Below are 14,852 nucleotides of genomic sequence, written 5' to 3'. Positions count from 1 at the left end.
CCGCCGCCCTACTTGTCCCGGTTCCGGACGGCTTCGACAATCCGCTTGACGGCCTCTTCCACGGGCACGCCGTTGTCCTGGCTGCCGTCGCGGAAGCGGAAGGACACTGCGCCGGCGTCGGCATCGTCACCGCCGGCAATCAGGACAAACGGAATCTTGTCCTTGGACGCGGTGCGGATCTTCTTCGGGAAGCGGTCGGTGCCGGTGTCCACCTGGGCGCGGATGCCGTGCGCCTTGAGCTTATCGACGACGTCGAACATGTAGTCGTTGAACGCCTCGGCCACGGGGATGCCGACCACCTGCACCGGTGCCAGCCAGGCCGGGAACGCACCGGCGTAGTGCTCGGTGAGCACGGCCATGAAGCGCTCCACGGAACCGAACAGGGCGCGGTGGATCATCACCGGTCGCTGGCGGGTGCCGTCGGCGGCCTGGTACTCCAGCTCGAAGCGCTCGGGGAGGTTGAAGTCCAGCTGGATGGTGGACATCTGCCAGGTGCGGCCAATGGCGTCGCGGGCCTGGACGGAGATCTTCGGGCCGTAGAAGGCGGCTCCGCCCGGGTCCGGAACCAGGTCCAGTCCGGAAGCTTCGGCCACCTCGGCGAGGGTGCGGGTGGCTTCCTCCCACACCTCGTCGGAACCGACATACTTCTCCGGATCCTTGGTGGAGAGTTCCAGGTAGAAGTCATCCAGGCCGTAGTCCTTGAGCAGGTCCAGGACAAAGTTGAGCGTGGTGGTCAGCTCGTCCTTCATCTGCTCACGGGTGCAGTAGATGTGGGCGTCGTCCTGGGTCATGCCGCGCACGCGCGTCAGGCCGTGGATCACGCCGGACTTCTCGTAGCGGTACACGGAGCCGAATTCGAACAGGCGCAGCGGCAGTTCGCGGTAGGACCGTCCGCGGGAGCGGAAGATCAGGTTGTGCATGGGGCAGTTCATCGGCTTCAGGTAGTAGTCCTGGCCGGGCTTGGTGACCTCGCCGGTCTCCGGGTCGGTGACCTCGTCCACGTGCATGGGAGGGAACATGCCGTCGCGGTACCAGTCCAGGTGCCCGGACACCTCGTACAGGTGGCCCTTGGTGATGTGCGGGGTGTAAACGAACTCGTAGCCGGCCTCGGTGTGGCGCTGGCGGGAGTAGTCCTCCATGGCCTTGCGGATGATGCCGCCCTTGGGGTGGAACACCGGCAGGCCCGAACCCAGTTCATCCGGGAAGGAGAACAGGTCCAGTTCGGTGCCCAGCTTGCGGTGGTCGCGGCGTTCGGCCTCGGCCAGGCGCTCCTGGTAGGCCTTCAGGGCGTCCTTGGTGGGCCAGGCGGTGCCGTAAATGCGCTGCAGCTGCTGGTTCTTCTGGTCACCGAGCCAGTAGGCGGCGGAGGAACGGGTCAGCGCAAAGGCGTTGGAGATCAGCTTGGTGTTGGGGAGGTGCGGGCCGCGGCACAGGTCGCACCACACGACGTCGCCGGACTTGCGGTCCACGTTGTCGTAGATGGTGATCTCGCCGGCGCCGACCTCGATGTTCGCGCCTTCGCCGGCTTCGTCGGCGCCGTCCTTCTTGCCCAGCAGTTCCAGCTTGTACGGCTCATTGGCCATGGCGTCGCGGGCCTCTTCTTCGGTGACCACCCGGCGGGCAAATTTCTGGTTCGAGTTGATGATTTTCTGCATCATCTTCTCGAGGGTCTTCAGGTCCTCGGGCGTGAACGGCTCGGCCACATCGAAGTCGAAGTAGAAGCCGTCCTTGATGTACGGGCCGATGCCCAGCTTGGCGTCCGGGCGCAGCTGCTGCACGGCCTGAGCCATGACATGCGCGGTGGAGTGGCGCAGGACGTTCAGGCCGTCCTCGGACTCGATGGTCACGGCTTCGATAGCGGAGCCCGGGGCCAGCTTCGTGTCCAGGTCCTTCAGGACGCCGTCTACGCGCATCACGACGACGTCGCGGCGGTCGAAGAACAGCTGAGCACCTGTGGTGCCAGTATCCACCGTGGTCTCTTCGCCGTCGACGATGAGGGTGAACTTCTCTGGCACTGACACGGTTGTCTCCTAGATTTCGTTGTGCGGCGTCCTGGACCGGTCAGGACATGACCGGCTCCTTCTGCGCCCCTTCGATGTTATCCGCTGGAGTTGGGCCCCACCAACCTGCCGCGCTGGGGACGGGGCAGGGAGGACGTGTCGTTTAGGTCCCAGGCTTCCAGGGCCTGCATGCTGATCCCGCGCGGCCCGGTGCGGCGGGTCAGGCCGCGGATCAGCATCAGCTGGGTGCCGAAGAGCAGGGGGCCGGTCTTTTCCTGGGCCTCGGTGAAGAAGGTGCAGTCCACGCAGCCGGTGCCGTCGTCGAGGCTGATGAACACCACGCGGCGCCCCCCGCGCATGGGCGGAGTTTGGGTGGCCACCCGGATGCCCGCCACCAGCACCTCGGAACCGTTGCGCAGCTCCATCAGGTCCCGGGCCTTGGTCACCCCCAGCTCCGCGAGCAGCGGCCCGTAGCTGTCGATCAGGTGGGCGCTGACGTCCACCGACAGCAAATCCAGTTCAGTGCGCACCTTCTCGCGCAGGGTGGGTTCGGGCAGGGCCGGGTGCAGGTTTTCCAGTTCGGTGTCGCCCAGCGGCAGCGCCAGCTGGCCGGGGATCGGATCGTACTTCCGCGCCGCCGGCCGGGGCGGAGCAGCATCCAGGTGGTGCAGCAGATCCGCGCGGGATGCTCCCGTGCCGGCGTCCCGGGCCAGGGAGTCGAAGGCGCCCAGCGAGGCCAGGCGCTGCAGGGTTTTCCGGCCCACCCGTGCCCGGGCCCGCAGGTCAGCCAGCGAGTCATAGGGCTGGCCGGCAGTGATGCGCCGCAGCTCCGCCGCCGAGAGGCCGTAGATCCCGGCCAGGCTCAGCCGGATGCCCAGCTTCTCCGGCCGGGCCGGGTGTCCGGGAGTTGCCGGGACGGCCGGCACCCGTTCCACCCGGTACTGCGCGCCGCTGCGGTTAATGTCCAGCGGCAGGATGGGAATGCCCATCCGCCGGGCCTCGGCCACCAGCAGCCGGCGGGGGTACATGCCCGGATCGTGTTCGAAGATACCGGCCAGGAAGGCTTCGGGGTGGTGGGCCTTCAGCCACGCGGACTGGTAGGTGGGCACCGCAAAGGCGGCACCGTGGGCCTTGCAGAATCCGAAGCTGCCAAACGCCTTCAGCGTGCCCCAGACCTTGTCGATGACTTCGGCGCCATATCCGCGCTTGCCGGCTTCGGTGCGGAAATAGTCCTCCACCGACGATTCGGCATCCTCGTTGCCCAGCAGCCGGCGCAGCTCATCGGCCTTGGCCAGTCCGCAGCCGGTGAACACGTCAAAGGTCCGCAGCACCTGTTCATGGAACACTGTCACCCCATGGGTTTCCGCCAGGACCGGCCGCAGGGCCTCATGCGGATACACCTCCGGCGACCAGCCGTGCCGGTGCTCCAGGAAGGGACGGACCATGTCCGATTTCATCGGGCCGGGGCGGAAGAGCGAGATGTCGATGATCAGATCATTGAACTCGCGCGGAGCGAGCTTGCCGATCAGCTCCCGCTGGCCCGGGGATTCAATCTGGAAGCATCCCAGCGTGTAGGTGCTGCAGATCAGGTCATAGGTGGGCGCATCGTCCAGGGGCACGGCGTCGAGCTCGATCGAGCCGTCCTCCCGCACATAGTCAGGCCCCTGCCCGTCCGGTCCGGGCGGATGGGCACCGGCGGCAACAGTGTCCGCTTTGGTCGGATGCAGCCGCCGGACCTCCTGCAGGGCGTAGGCCATGGCGCTTTGCATCCGCACTCCCAGCACGTCGAGCTTGAGCATGCCCATGGGGTCCATGTCGTGTTTGTCGAACTGGGACATGGGCAGGCCGAGCCCGGACGGCTGCACAGGAGTGCGGTCCAACAGGGACGCATCCCCCAGGATCACGCCGCACGGATGCATGGAAATGTGCCGGGGCAGCCGGTCCAGCCGTTCGGTCAGGTCCACCAGCAGGTCCAGCTGCCGGTTGCCTTCGACCCGTTCGGCAACCTCGCGCAGTTCGGGTTTTTCCGCGAGCGCCTCCCGGAACTTGCGGGCGGAAAAGCGCCACAGTTGTTTGGCCACGGCCCCGATGTCCTCCTCGGCCAGGCCAAGGGCCATACCGGCGTCGCGCACAGCGCCACGGGCACGATAGCCGTTCTGCATGCTCATCAGGGTGACCCGTTCAGCGCCGAAGCGTTCAAAGATGCGGTGATAGACGTTGTGCCGCTGCGCGCTTTCCACGTCAATGTCGATGTCCGGCAGGGTGGAGCGGTCCTGCGAGAGGAAACGTTCAAAGATCAGGTCGTGGGCCAGCGGATTTACATGGCTGACCCCCAGCAGGTAATTCACCAGCGAGGAGGCACCGGATCCCCGGGCCGCGGCGCGCACCCCCATCCCGGTGATCATGGCGGAGACTTCGGCGACGGTCAGGAAGTACGAGGCAAAGCCGAGCCGTTCAATAATGCCCAGTTCATGGGCCAGCCGGTTGCGCAGGCGTGCCCCGGCACCCGCGTCCAGCGCGGGGAACCTGCGGCTGATGCCCGCTTCGCAGCGGCCCACCAGCTCGGCCATGGGTTCGGAGGTGATGCCGATGACCGAGGCTTCCGGAACCACCGGCTGCTTCCAGCCCATGTCCGTGACCGGGTCCATCCGGCAGGCATCGGCGAGCGCTTCGGTGTCGCGGAGCAGCTTCGCGGCTCCCGCTCCCCGTATCCGGCTCCGGCGCTGATTTCCCGGGCCAGGGCCTTCATCTGTTCCGCCGTTTTTAGCCAGCCCTGCCCGTTGGGCTGCAGGTCCCCCAGCCGGGCCATGGCGGTCAGGGCGCGCGCGGCGTCCAGGACATCGGCGGTGGCCGCGCCGTCGGCGTCGACATAGCGCACGGCATTGGTAAGGATGGCCGGCAGCTGCATTTCATCGGCCAGCCGGAACATGCGCACGGCGTGGGCCAGGCTGAGGGTGGCCCCCGGTGCGCTGAGGTGGGTCACCACCTCCACGGCGAGCGCTTCGCGCGGCAGGAGCGCCTGCCAGCGGCGAAAAGCGTCCGGGCGACGGCGTAGCTGCGGCTGCGCATGGCGGTGCCGACGTCGGAATGGGGACCCACGAGTACGGTCAGGACCGGCCCGCGGCCGGCATCCCCGCTGACGCCGCTTCCTTCGCCGCCGCTTCGGTTGCCGCCGCCGTCGCCCGCTGCCCGCGAGGCCAGCTGCGCCATGGTCACGCCCACCGGCCTGCTGTTTTTGCGTGCCGCTGATGCCGACGTGCCGGCGTGGGCATCGGAGATCAGCCGGCACAGCGCCCGGTAGCCGGCTCCGCCGCGGTGCCCGCGGGCCAGGACCACCACCCGCCCGGTCACCGGCAGGGCGCCGGAGGCATCCGGTTCGCCGAGCACCGCCAGGTCCACCCCCACAATCGGATCGATTCCGGCCTCCATGCAGGCGCGCAGGTGCTTGACCGTTCCGTACAGGCCGTCCCGGTCGGTGCAGGCCAGCGCGTCGGCGCCGTCAGCCGCGGCGGCCTGCGCCATTTCCTCCGGCCAGGACACCCCGTAGTGTGCGCTGAAGGCGGTGGCGGCATGCAGATGGGTAAAGCTCACGGGGTTCCTAGGCACTTTCCCGCAGGGCGTCGTGGATACGGATCAGGCGCCAGCGGCCGCTGGCAATGTCATGGGAGATGTCCAGGGTGCGCAGCGGCGAGCGCGGGGTTTTCCGGGCCTGGACCCGCCATATTTCCGAGTCCACCAGTCCCGGGCCGTGCCCGCGTTCGGCCCGGGCCGCTTCGTCCCACCAGTTCCGGCGTTCATACCAGCGCACCGGATCCGCAGCCACTTTGTAGGTCTGACCGCTCCAGACCAGCCGCAGGGGCTGGCCCGCAGGCGAGCACACCACCTCCAGTGCTTCGCTGAAGACACCCATTTCCGTTCCTCCCCGCCGGGCAGGCGCGCACCCGCGCCCCGTTGGCCCACTGCCTGCGGCCGTATCTGGTTCTAGACGGCACTCTCTTTCGAACGTATGTTCGAACATCGTCCAGTGTACGGCCAGCAGCTGGGAATCGTCACCACGTAGTGGTCTTTTCCGCCCGCCCGGGCCAAACCCCGGATGTTCTACTCCACCTCCGCTTCCGCCCGCACCGCCGTGGACAGCGGCACCTCCCGGATAAACAGGCACAGCACCAGGGCCGCAGCCACCACGGGCACGCTCAGCAGGAAGATCGGCGGCAGCGCGTGCCCGAAGGCCGAGGCGACAAAATCCTGCACCGGGGCGGGCAGCCCGCGCAGCACAGCAGGACTCAGGGAATTGATGTCGCCCCCGAGGGACGCCCCTGCCCCTGCCGGAGCCGCAGCAATCTCGTTGCCCAGGCGGTGGATGAAAATCGAGCCAAACAGGGCGATGCCAAACGACGCCCCGATCTGCCGGAAATAATTCGCCGCCGAAATTGCCGCCCCCATATCCCGGCCCGGCACGCTGTTCTGCACAATAAGCACCAGGTTCTGCATCAGCATGCCGATCCCCAGCCCCATCACCAGCATGCCGAGCGCCGTGAAGCGGTACGGAGTGGTGTCGGAAATCCGGGACAGCAGCACCAGCCCGGCCATGATCACCGCACAGCCCAGGATCGGATAGATCTTGTACTTCCCCGTGTGGGAGATCAGCTGCCCGGTGCCGATCGAAGTCAGCAGCAGACCGCCCATCATGGGCAGCATCATCAGTCCGGATTCGGTGGCAGTGGCCCGGTTGACCATCTGCAGGAAGGTGGGCAGGTAGGAGACGGTGGAGAACATGGCGATGCCAACGGCAATGCCCACCAGCACCGGCAGCAGGAAGTTCCGGTTGCGGAACAGGCCCAGCGGCATGATTGGCTCCGCAGCCTTCACTTCCACCCGGACAAAGGCCGTACCCGCGGCGAGGGTCAGCGCCGCAAGTCCTAGGATCTGCGGACTCGACCAGGCGTAGGTGGTGCCCGCCCAGGTGGTCAGCATGATCAGGGCGGCGCTCGCGAGCGCGAGCAGCGCGGCGCCGGCGTAGTCCAGCTTCGGCCGTCCGCCCCGCGGCTTGGGCAGGTGCAGCGAGGCGATGACGACGGCGAGTGCCACGGCTCCGATCGGCAGGTTGATGTAGAACACCCACCGCCAGGACCAGGCATCGGTGATCCATCCGCCCAGCAGCGGTCCGCCCACCGAGGCAAGCCCAAACGCCGCTCCGATCAGGCCCATGTACTTCCCGCGCTCCCGGGGAGACACCAGGTCCCCCAGGATGGCCTGGGCGCCGATCATCAGTCCGCCGCCGCCCAGGCCCTGCAGGGCGCGGAATCCGATCAGCTGTCCCATGTTCTGCGCGAGGCCGGACAGCACGGACCCGAGCAGGAACACGGCAATGGCGAAGATGAAGATGTTCTTGCGGCCGAACAGGTCACCGAGTTTTCCGTAGACCGGAAGTCCGATGGTTGCGGCCAGAATGTAGGCGGTCACCACCCAGGACAGGTGCTCCAGCCCGTTGAGGTCGCCCACGATGGTGGGCAGCGCGGTGGCCACGATGGTCTGGTCCAGTGCCGCCAGCAGTACGGACAGCAACAGACCGGTGAGGACGAAGGGCAGGTTCCGTTTCGGCGCCTCCTCCCGGGCGGCTTCCCCCCGGTGCCTGGGCACTGCTGACAGGGGACGGGGCGGGACCGCCGCAACACGCGGCGTAAAGGCTTTGTGGGACATCAGGAACTGGTTCTCCTCGCTGGACTGCGTTCTACTCTGTTGCCGCCTCCACGCGGGCGGTTTTGGACAGCGGCTGCTGCACGATAAAGAGCGTGAGGATGAATGCCGCGGCCAGGACGGGTACTCCCAGCAGGAAGATGGGCGGCAGGGCTTCACCGAAGGCGGACTTGATGAAGTCCTGGGCCGGGGCCGGAAGCGCCTTGATGGCCTCCGGGCTGATCGAGTTGGCTCCGCCGGAGGCCGGATCACCTGCCCCGGGGGCGCGGAGGCCAGCTGGTCATTGAGCCGGCGGATGAACAGGGAACCGAAGAGGGCAATCCCCAGCGATCCGCCCAGCTGCCGGAAATAGTTGGCCGTGGACACCCCGGTGCCCATGTCATTGGGCGGGACGCTGTTCTGCACAATGAGGACCACGTTCTGCATCAGGGCTCCGATGCCCAGCCCCAGCACCACCATGCCCAGGGCAGTGAAGGAATACGGCGTCGTACTCGTAATGCGCGAGAGCAGGATCAGCCCCAGGACCATGGTCGCCGATCCCAGGATCGGATAGATCTTGTACTTGCCGGTGCGGGAAATCAGTTGGCCCGTGCCGACGGAGGTGATCAGCACGCCTGCGGTCATGGGCAGCATCATCAGCCCGGACATGGTGGGGGATGCACCGTTGACAATCTGCAGGAAGGTGGGCAGGTAGGCAATGGACCCGAACATCGCCAGGCCCACGGCCAGGCCCACCAGTGTGCAGATCAAGAAGTTCCGGATGGAAAACAGCCGCAGCGGCAGCATCGGTTCCTTCGCCCGCAGCTCCACGGGGATGAACACGGCGACGGCGACGGCGAAAACCGCTCCCAGTGTCAGGATGGTCGGCGAGGTCCAGGCATAGTTGTTGCCGCCCCAGCTGGTCAGCAGTACCAGGGCGGCTGTGCCGACGGCCAGCAGCGCGGCGCCGGCATAGTCCAGACGGATACCCTTTGCGCTGTTCCGCGGCAGGTGCAGGGATCCGATGATGAGGGCCAGGGCAATGAGGCCGATGGGAAGGTTGATGTAGAACACCCAGCGCCAGGACCAGTTGTCCGTCAGGTACCCGCCCAGCAGCGGCCCGCTGACGGAGGCGATGCCAAACGCGGCGCCGATCAGGCCCATGTATCTGCCGCGATCGCGGGCGGGAATAATGTCTCCAATGATGGCCTGCGCGCCGATGATCAGCCCGCCGCCGCCCACGCCCTGGATGGCCCGGTAGGTGATCAGTTCGGCCATGCTGTGCGACTGGCCGGACAACGCCGAGCCGGCCAGGAAAACCACGATGGCGAAGATGAAGATGTTCTTGCGCCCCAGCAGGTCACCGAGCTTGCCGTAGATCGGCAGGCCGATGGTGGAGGTCAGCAGGTAGGCGGTGATCACCCAGGACAGATGGTCCAGACCGTGCAGGTCCCCCACGATGGTGGGCAGTGCACTGGAGACGATGGTCTGGTCAAGGGCGGCGAGCAGCACCGAAAGTATCAGGCCGGCGAAGATGAGGGCGACGCGGCGGCGGGAGTGCTCCGGTGCCGGCTGCCGGCCGGAGGGCAGGTCCGGGGAGGCGGTGCCTGCCGCCGGAGCGCCCGGATGCGGCGGTGCCGGAGGGGCCAGTGCCGCGCCGGAGTGGGCCGCCAGCGCCACGGTGTTGATGGGGGCGCCCATCGCGCCGGTCATCCCTGCTGCCGGGTGGGCTGCTGTTGTTCCGCGGGCGGTAAACCTCTCGGCCATGTGCATCTCCTTGGAAGTTTCCGCCCCGATGACGGCAGTCCGGGCTGCACTTTCCATTCGACGCCCGCCGTACTGCCAAGTCAACGGTCCGCCGCGGCCTCCGGCGTTGTTCCGCGGGGACGGCGGGCGCAAACTGGCACTAAACGCGGACCGGCCGCCAGGCCGCAGCCGCACGGAATCCATGTTTCCCCCGAGGTACGCATGAACCGGACAATGAGCATAATTTTTCGCTCCATACCGCTTCTCATGGGCGCTGTCTGCCTGTCCTACGGCCTCTACATCCTGGCCGGGCCCGATGATGCCGATCACTTTGTCGCCGGACACGTCAACGTCGGGCTGACCGCCATCTGTTATGCGCTGTTCACGACGGCGGCCACCATCATCCGGCAGCTCATCGGCCGTTACGGGCGCGTGTGGGGCATCGTCCTGCCGCTCTCCGGCTACGTGGCTGCTGCCGCCGCCGTCATCTGGGGCATTGTCCTGGTCAATCGGGACAGCACCGCGGAGAACCTCACGGCGGGTTTCGTGGTGGTTGGCGTTGGCTTCGTCGCCGCGTGCGTCAGCACCGTAGCGGCCGCGTCCACAAAATTTACGCTGATCCAGTCAGCACAGTTACTCGAGCCTCTGGGCGGTCCGCCGGACGGCGCCCACTCCCGCACTCTCGGCGGGGTGATGATCGCGGTTCCGGCTGTGTCCGCCGCCGCCGGTTTCTCCCTCGCGGCCGGGCTGTTGGTGCGCGGAGACCCTCCCGGCTTCGTGGCCGGCCACGTTCTAATCGGCCTGTCGGCGATCTGCGCGTCGCTCATCGCTCTCGTCGCGAGCATCGTGCGCCAGGTGCGCAACGAATTCAGCGACCGCGAGCGTTTCGCCTGGGCCTGGCTCGTAGCTGCCGCGGGTACGGTCAACCTGCTGCTCGGGCTGTTCGTGCTGTTCAGTTCACACGAACCCTACCGGCTGGCCCCGGGGTGTGTGCTGATCGGCCTCGGGCTGATCTGCTTCAGCATCCTGTCGAAGGTGCTGCTGCTCGCCCTTGTCTGGCGCCGCACGTTTGCCCTGGCCAACCGGATCCCGCTTCTGCCCGTCGGAACAGCGCTCACCTGCCTGTTCTTCGCCGCGTTCCTCTTTGAAGCCGCAGGCACTGACCCGGCGTTTTTTGTCCCCGCGCATGTACTGGTGGGACTGGGAGCTGTCTGCTTCACGCTCTTCTCGATCGTGTCGATCCTCGAAGAGGGAACGTCGTAGCAGCTTCCGAGCCGGGAGCGGGCCTGCTCCTCAGCCGGCGAATTCCCAGCCGTCCGCAGGCCGCGGGCTGGCCAGCCAGTAGCGCGACCCCTCCCGATTACGCCGGACGATGCCCTCATCGACCAGGTAGCGCCGAACTCCGGCCGGATCCGCCGAGTAGCCGCCCAGGCGTTCGGTGATCTGCCGTTCGTTCAGCACCGGCACCTCTCCGGGCGGGGCCGGGGCTGTTTCGAAGACGTGCCCGGCAATGTAGTGAAGCAGCTCCAAGCGGTCGGCCTGCCGCCGCGGATAAGCCGTGATCTTTCCGTTGACCAGGAAGCGCTGCACTGAGGTCTCGGGCGGTTCCTTGCCGCCGGCCAGCAGCCGGGCAAACACGCCGGCCACCGGCTGGACATCGCATACGCCGGCGGACACCAGTCCGGCTTTCTGCAGCGCGGCCAGGGATTTGCGTTCCTTGGGCTCCAGGTCCTGCCCGTCCAGCGGCGTTCCCCGCTCCGCGGCTGTAATGATGCGCGCGTACAGCCGCAGCCGGCGCTCATCGGCGAGCGCAGCCGCGACGGCACGCCACTGTTCCGGCGACGCAAGGCCTGCCGGTGTCTGTTCCGGCGCCGCCGGCTGCTCCTGGTCCATCGCTGCCCCTCTCCCCCCGGGTGCTGTCACGGTGCGGGCACCGGTGATGTGGAAGTACCCTACCCCACGCCGGCCGCCTCCCGGAGGCGTTCCGGGACTACGTTTTCCGTTAGCTCCGCGCGAAGGCGTCCAGTTTCGCCTGGGTTTCGGCCTGGCGGCGAACCTTCAGCTCATAGTCGATAAAGGCGTTAATCATGGCCCGGTAGGTTGCCTCCACCACCGTCGGGTCTCCGTCCTGGGCCCCCGCGGCAGTGCGTACGTGCTCAAGGACCTCTTCCACCCGCTCCGGTGCCTTCACCTGCGCATCGTTGTCCTTCAGCGGCCCGGCCAGCCGCACCAGGCGCTCCCGGCGCCAGATCAGCGCAACAATCTCCTCGTCGATCTCGTCTATCGCGGTGCGGATGTCGTCGAGCTGGCAGGACATGGATCGGTGCTGATCATGGGTTTCCATGCCTTCAGACTAACCGGCCTCTGATGCTCCCGCCGTTCCCGGGCCGTGGCCGGCGGCCGCGCCATGCCCGGCGGGCCCGGTCCGGTGCCGGCCCGGAGACGACCGGGACAGCTTGGAAGGCCACCAGATCCTGCGGCCAATGTCATAGGAAAGGGCGGGCACCAGCAGGGACCGCACCACCAGCGTGTCGAGCAGGACGCCGAACGCCACAATGAAGGCCAGCTGCGCCAGGAACAGCACGGGAATCACGCCCAGCGCCGCGAAGGTGGCGGCCAGGACTATGCCGGCGCTGGTGATAACGCTGCCGGTGATCATCAGCCCCCGGATGACTCCGTCGCGGGTGCCGTGCAGCAGGCTCTCCTCGCGCACGCGGGTCATCAGGAAAATGTTGTAGTCCACTCCCAGTGCCACCAGGAAAATGAACCCGTACAGCGGCACGGCCGGGTCGGCTCCGGGGAAGTTGAAGACATGGTTGAACATCAGGGCGGAGATCCCCAGCGTCGCGCCGAAGGACAGGAGCACGGTCAGGATCAGGAGCACCGGGGCCAGGATCGACCGGAGCAGCAGCATGAGCAGGATCAGGATGACCACCAGCACCACGGGGATGATCAGGTCCCGGTCATGGACGGCGGCAGCGTTCGTGTCAATGGTGGTGGCCGTGACTCCGCCGATCAGCACGCCGCTGATGCCGGAAACGTCGTCGCGCATCGTCTGCACGGTTTGTTCCGCGGCGTCCGACTCCGCCGCTTCGGCCAGTGTGGCTTCCAGCAGCACCTTTCCCTCAACGACTTTCGGCGCTGCCGCGGAGCTGCCGGGAACCGGAGACGGCTGGAGGCCGGCGTCGGTGACCGGCAGGGTGCCCGCGGGGTTCCCGTGGCGTCCACTGTCAGTGCCTGGACGCCGGATACGTTCAGTACGGCGCGCGCGACGGCGTCGAGCTCACCTTCCGGGGCCACGATCAGCGCGGGGCTGCCGGAGCCGGAGGGGAAGTGCTCCCCCAGCACCCGCTGGCCTTCCTTCGTGGACGTCTCGCCCAGCACAAAGTCGCTCTGCGGCACCCCGGAAGCCCGCAGCTGCAGCATGCCCGCGGCCGCAGCCAGCAGGAGCACGGCGGGGATGACCCACACCCGCCGCGGATGGGCCCTGATGACCCGCGCCACCCGCGGCCAGATCCCCTGGGGGCGTCGCCGTCGCGGTCCGGATGAGGGGAACCGAACTGCGGCCGGCGGGGCCAGAACGCAGCTCGTCCGGTGAGCATCAACAGTGCGGGCAGCAGCGTCATTGCTGCGAGGAAGGCAAAGCCGATGCCGATGGCGGCCACCGGGCCCAGCGCCTTGTTGGAGTTCAGGTCGCTGAGCAGCAGGCAGAGCAGGCCGGCGGTGACCGTGGCGGCCGAGGCCAGAACCGGTTCAAAGGTGCCCTTCAGCGCGGCCCGGGTGGCGTCCCACCGGCCGGCGTGGTCCCGGAGCGATTCCCGGTAGCGGGAGACATACAGCAGCGAATAGTCGGTGGCGGCACCAATGCCGAGGATGAACAGGATGCCCTGCACCTGCCCGTTAATGGTGAGGATGCCGTCCCTGGCCAGGAAGTAGACCACCAGGATGGCGGCGGAGAGTGCCAGGATCGAGGTCAACAGCACCAGGATCGGCAACAGCGGGGACCGGTAAACGACCACCAGGATCACGAAGACCGCCAGCCCGGCCACCAGCAGCAGCGAGGTGTCGATGCCGCTGAAGGCTTCACTGATGTCGGCAAGCTGCCCGGCCGGCCCGGTGACGTAGCCCGCCAGCCCGGCGGGAATTCCGTCCGTGACGGCGGTGCGCAGGTCCTCCACCGTGGTGGAGGCGTTGTCGTTGTCCTGGACCGGCACAAAGTTCGGCCGCCTGGCCGTCCGTTGAAATCTGCGCCGGCGAGACTCCCCCGGCCACGCCGTTGACCTCCGACAAGGCCGGGACTCGCCCGTCGATGAAGCTTCGGTCCTGCTCGGTGAGGCCGCCGTCGTTCACGTAGACAATCACGGCGGGAATGGCATCGCTGTCGGTGAATTTTTCCTGCAGCTCTGCCACCTGCGTGGAGGCGGAACTGGACGGCAGGTAGGAGGTCTGGTTGTTGTCGGCCACTTCGCTGATCTTCCCGAAGTAGGGACCGCCAATGGCCCCCGCTCCAAACCAGAGCACGATCAGCGCCACCGGGATCAGGAACCGGGCCCAGACCGTGCGCCCTGCACTGCCGCCGCGCGGAGGATGTTCACCGGGCTGCTGTTCGCCGGCAGCACCTGCTGCCCGGTGGCTGCCCGCCGGATGACTGGGTGCGGAATCGTTCATGGACAGCTGGGCCTCTCGTATTGGAGGGCTGGCCGCAGCTTCCCGGCGCCGGGAATCTGGAACGGGTCCGCGGTCGCTGCCGGAAATCGTGCCGGGCTCTACGTCCATGACAGCCCGCTCCCTTGGACCGCGTCAACTGTCCGGCCGCGGGCGGGCCGCGCAGGATGCACTATTCGTGGCGGTGACCCATGCGCGTCCCCGGCCGGTGCAGAGCGGTGCGTTGATCCGCTGCGTAAAAATGGGAACATATCCGCCCGGCGGTGGCAGGATCAGGGGATGCAATCTTCTCTATCCGTGATTACCGTAGGCGTACGGGATCTCGAGGTAACGTACGCGTTCTATTCCTCCCGGCTGGGCTGGGAGACCGCCCAGTACGTGCCGGAAGAAGTGATCTTCTACCAGGTCGGTCCCGGGCTTCTGCTGGCCTTCTTCCGCCGTGACCATCTGGCTGCCGAGGCCGGTCCCATGGGCGAGGCGGGCGCCGCTCCGGTCACTCTGGGCCACAACGTTGGCTCCCCCGCCGAAGTGGATGCCGTCCTGGCTGAAGCCGCCGCGGCAGGCGGATCCATTACGGCCCCGGGAACCCAGATGAGCTGGGGCGGCTATTCGGGCTACTTCACCGATCCCGACGGCTACCGCTGGGAGGTTTGCTACAACCCCGGACTGCGCATCGACGCGAACGGCAAGGTCATCCTTGAGGTAGTCGAGGCCGCCGCTGCCGGGCCGGTGCCGGCAGCGGCGAGCGATCAGCCGGGCTGAAGC

General features: G+C 67.3%; 10 protein-coding genes and 1 pseudogene. 2 read left to right on the top strand and 9 right to left on the bottom strand.

The genetic code is table 11. The features are described from left to right. Positions 1-8 precede the first annotated feature (8 nt). From thrS to OL239_RS08290, 4 genes and pseudogenes are all read right to left on the bottom strand, one after another. A complete protein-coding gene (gene thrS / locus OL239_RS08305) occupies positions 9-2,021 on the bottom strand; it encodes a threonine--tRNA ligase (RefSeq protein WP_268911435.1) in 2,013 nt (670 codons plus the stop codon). A gap of 77 nt (positions 2,022-2,098) precedes the next feature. Then, positions 2,099-5,591: pseudogene (locus OL239_RS08300) on the bottom strand (DNA polymerase III subunit alpha). 7 nt (positions 5,592-5,598) lie between these two features. Further along, positions 5,599-5,910 (bottom strand): DUF6504 family protein, encoded by a 312-nt coding sequence (locus OL239_RS08295; RefSeq protein WP_268911434.1) that lies wholly within the window; start codon positions 5,908-5,910, stop codon positions 5,599-5,601. Between the two features lie 188 nt (positions 5,911-6,098). Further along, positions 6,099-9,443 carry an MDR family MFS transporter gene (locus OL239_RS08290; protein ID WP_268911433.1) on the bottom strand — a complete coding sequence of 1,115 codons (3,345 nt, stop codon included), beginning with the start codon at positions 9,441-9,443 and terminating at the stop codon, positions 6,099-6,101. A gap of 213 nt (positions 9,444-9,656) precedes the next feature. Between OL239_RS08290 and OL239_RS08285 the strand changes: the two genes are divergently transcribed. After that, a complete protein-coding gene (locus OL239_RS08285; protein WP_268911432.1) occupies positions 9,657-10,685 on the top strand; it encodes a DUF2776 family protein in 1,029 nt (342 codons plus the stop codon). A 30-nt stretch (positions 10,686-10,715) separates the two neighbouring features. Here OL239_RS08285 and OL239_RS08280 read toward each other — a convergent pair whose 3' ends face one another. The 5 genes from OL239_RS08280 to OL239_RS08260 all read right to left on the bottom strand — a co-directional run bounded on the left by OL239_RS08280 (position 10,716) and on the right by OL239_RS08260 (position 14,198). Then, positions 10,716-11,315, bottom strand: coding sequence for a DUF2087 domain-containing protein (locus tag OL239_RS08280; protein WP_268911431.1), 600 nt, complete (start codon positions 11,313-11,315; stop codon positions 10,716-10,718). Between the two features lie 109 nt (positions 11,316-11,424). Next, complete coding sequence (locus OL239_RS08275) at positions 11,425-11,766, bottom strand: chorismate mutase (RefSeq protein ID WP_268911430.1); 342 nt, start codon at positions 11,764-11,766, stop codon at positions 11,425-11,427. Positions 11,767-11,775: 9 nt separating this feature from the next. Next, entirely contained in the window at positions 11,776-12,540 is a 765-nt protein-coding gene (locus OL239_RS08270) for an MMPL family transporter (RefSeq protein WP_268911429.1), read from the bottom strand. Between the two features lie 184 nt (positions 12,541-12,724). Further along, the gene (locus OL239_RS08265; RefSeq protein WP_268911708.1) at positions 12,725-13,600 is read right to left on the bottom strand and encodes an MMPL family transporter; all 876 of its coding nucleotides are present in this window, start codon (positions 13,598-13,600) and stop codon (positions 12,725-12,727) included. Continuing rightward, positions 13,506-14,198 carry a hypothetical protein gene (locus tag OL239_RS08260; RefSeq protein WP_268911428.1) on the bottom strand — a complete coding sequence of 231 codons (693 nt, stop codon included), beginning with the start codon at positions 14,196-14,198 and terminating at the stop codon, positions 13,506-13,508. Before OL239_RS08260 ends, OL239_RS08265 begins: the two co-directional genes overlap by 95 nt. Positions 14,199-14,366: 168 nt before the next feature. On the opposite strand from OL239_RS08260, the gene OL239_RS08255 reads away from it, so the two are divergent. Further along, positions 14,367-14,849 (top strand): VOC family protein, encoded by a 483-nt coding sequence (locus OL239_RS08255; protein ID WP_268911427.1) that lies wholly within the window; start codon positions 14,367-14,369, stop codon positions 14,847-14,849. Positions 14,850-14,852 lie beyond the last annotated feature (3 nt).

The organism is Arthrobacter sp. ATA002 (genome assembly GCF_026898095.1).
Taxonomy (GTDB): domain Bacteria; phylum Actinomycetota; class Actinomycetes; order Actinomycetales; family Micrococcaceae; genus Arthrobacter_B.
Note: the sequence above shows the minus strand (reverse complement) of the source record. Positions and strands in the feature narration are given on the sequence as shown.

What these genes read in the sequence shown, in the direction of transcription:
- OL239_RS08295 (WP_268911434.1), bottom strand. Translation starts at nt 5,910, where the DNA reads ATGGGTGTCTTCAGCGAAGCACTGGAGGTGGTGTGCTCGCCTGCGGGC.
- OL239_RS08290 (WP_268911433.1), bottom strand. Translation starts at nt 9,443, where the DNA reads ATGGCCGAGAGGTTTACCGCCCGCGGAACAACAGCAGCCCACCCGGCA.
- OL239_RS08285 (WP_268911432.1), top strand. Translation starts at nt 9,657, where the DNA reads ATGAGCATAATTTTTCGCTCCATACCGCTTCTCATGGGCGCTGTCTGC.
- OL239_RS08280 (WP_268911431.1), bottom strand. Translation starts at nt 11,315, where the DNA reads ATGGACCAGGAGCAGCCGGCGGCGCCGGAACAGACACCGGCAGGCCTT.
- OL239_RS08275 (WP_268911430.1), bottom strand. Translation starts at nt 11,766, where the DNA reads ATGGAAACCCATGATCAGCACCGATCCATGTCCTGCCAGCTCGACGAC.
- OL239_RS08260 (WP_268911428.1), bottom strand. Translation starts at nt 14,198, where the DNA reads ATGGACGTAGAGCCCGGCACGATTTCCGGCAGCGACCGCGGACCCGTT.
- OL239_RS08255 (WP_268911427.1), top strand. Translation starts at nt 14,367, where the DNA reads ATGCAATCTTCTCTATCCGTGATTACCGTAGGCGTACGGGATCTCGAG.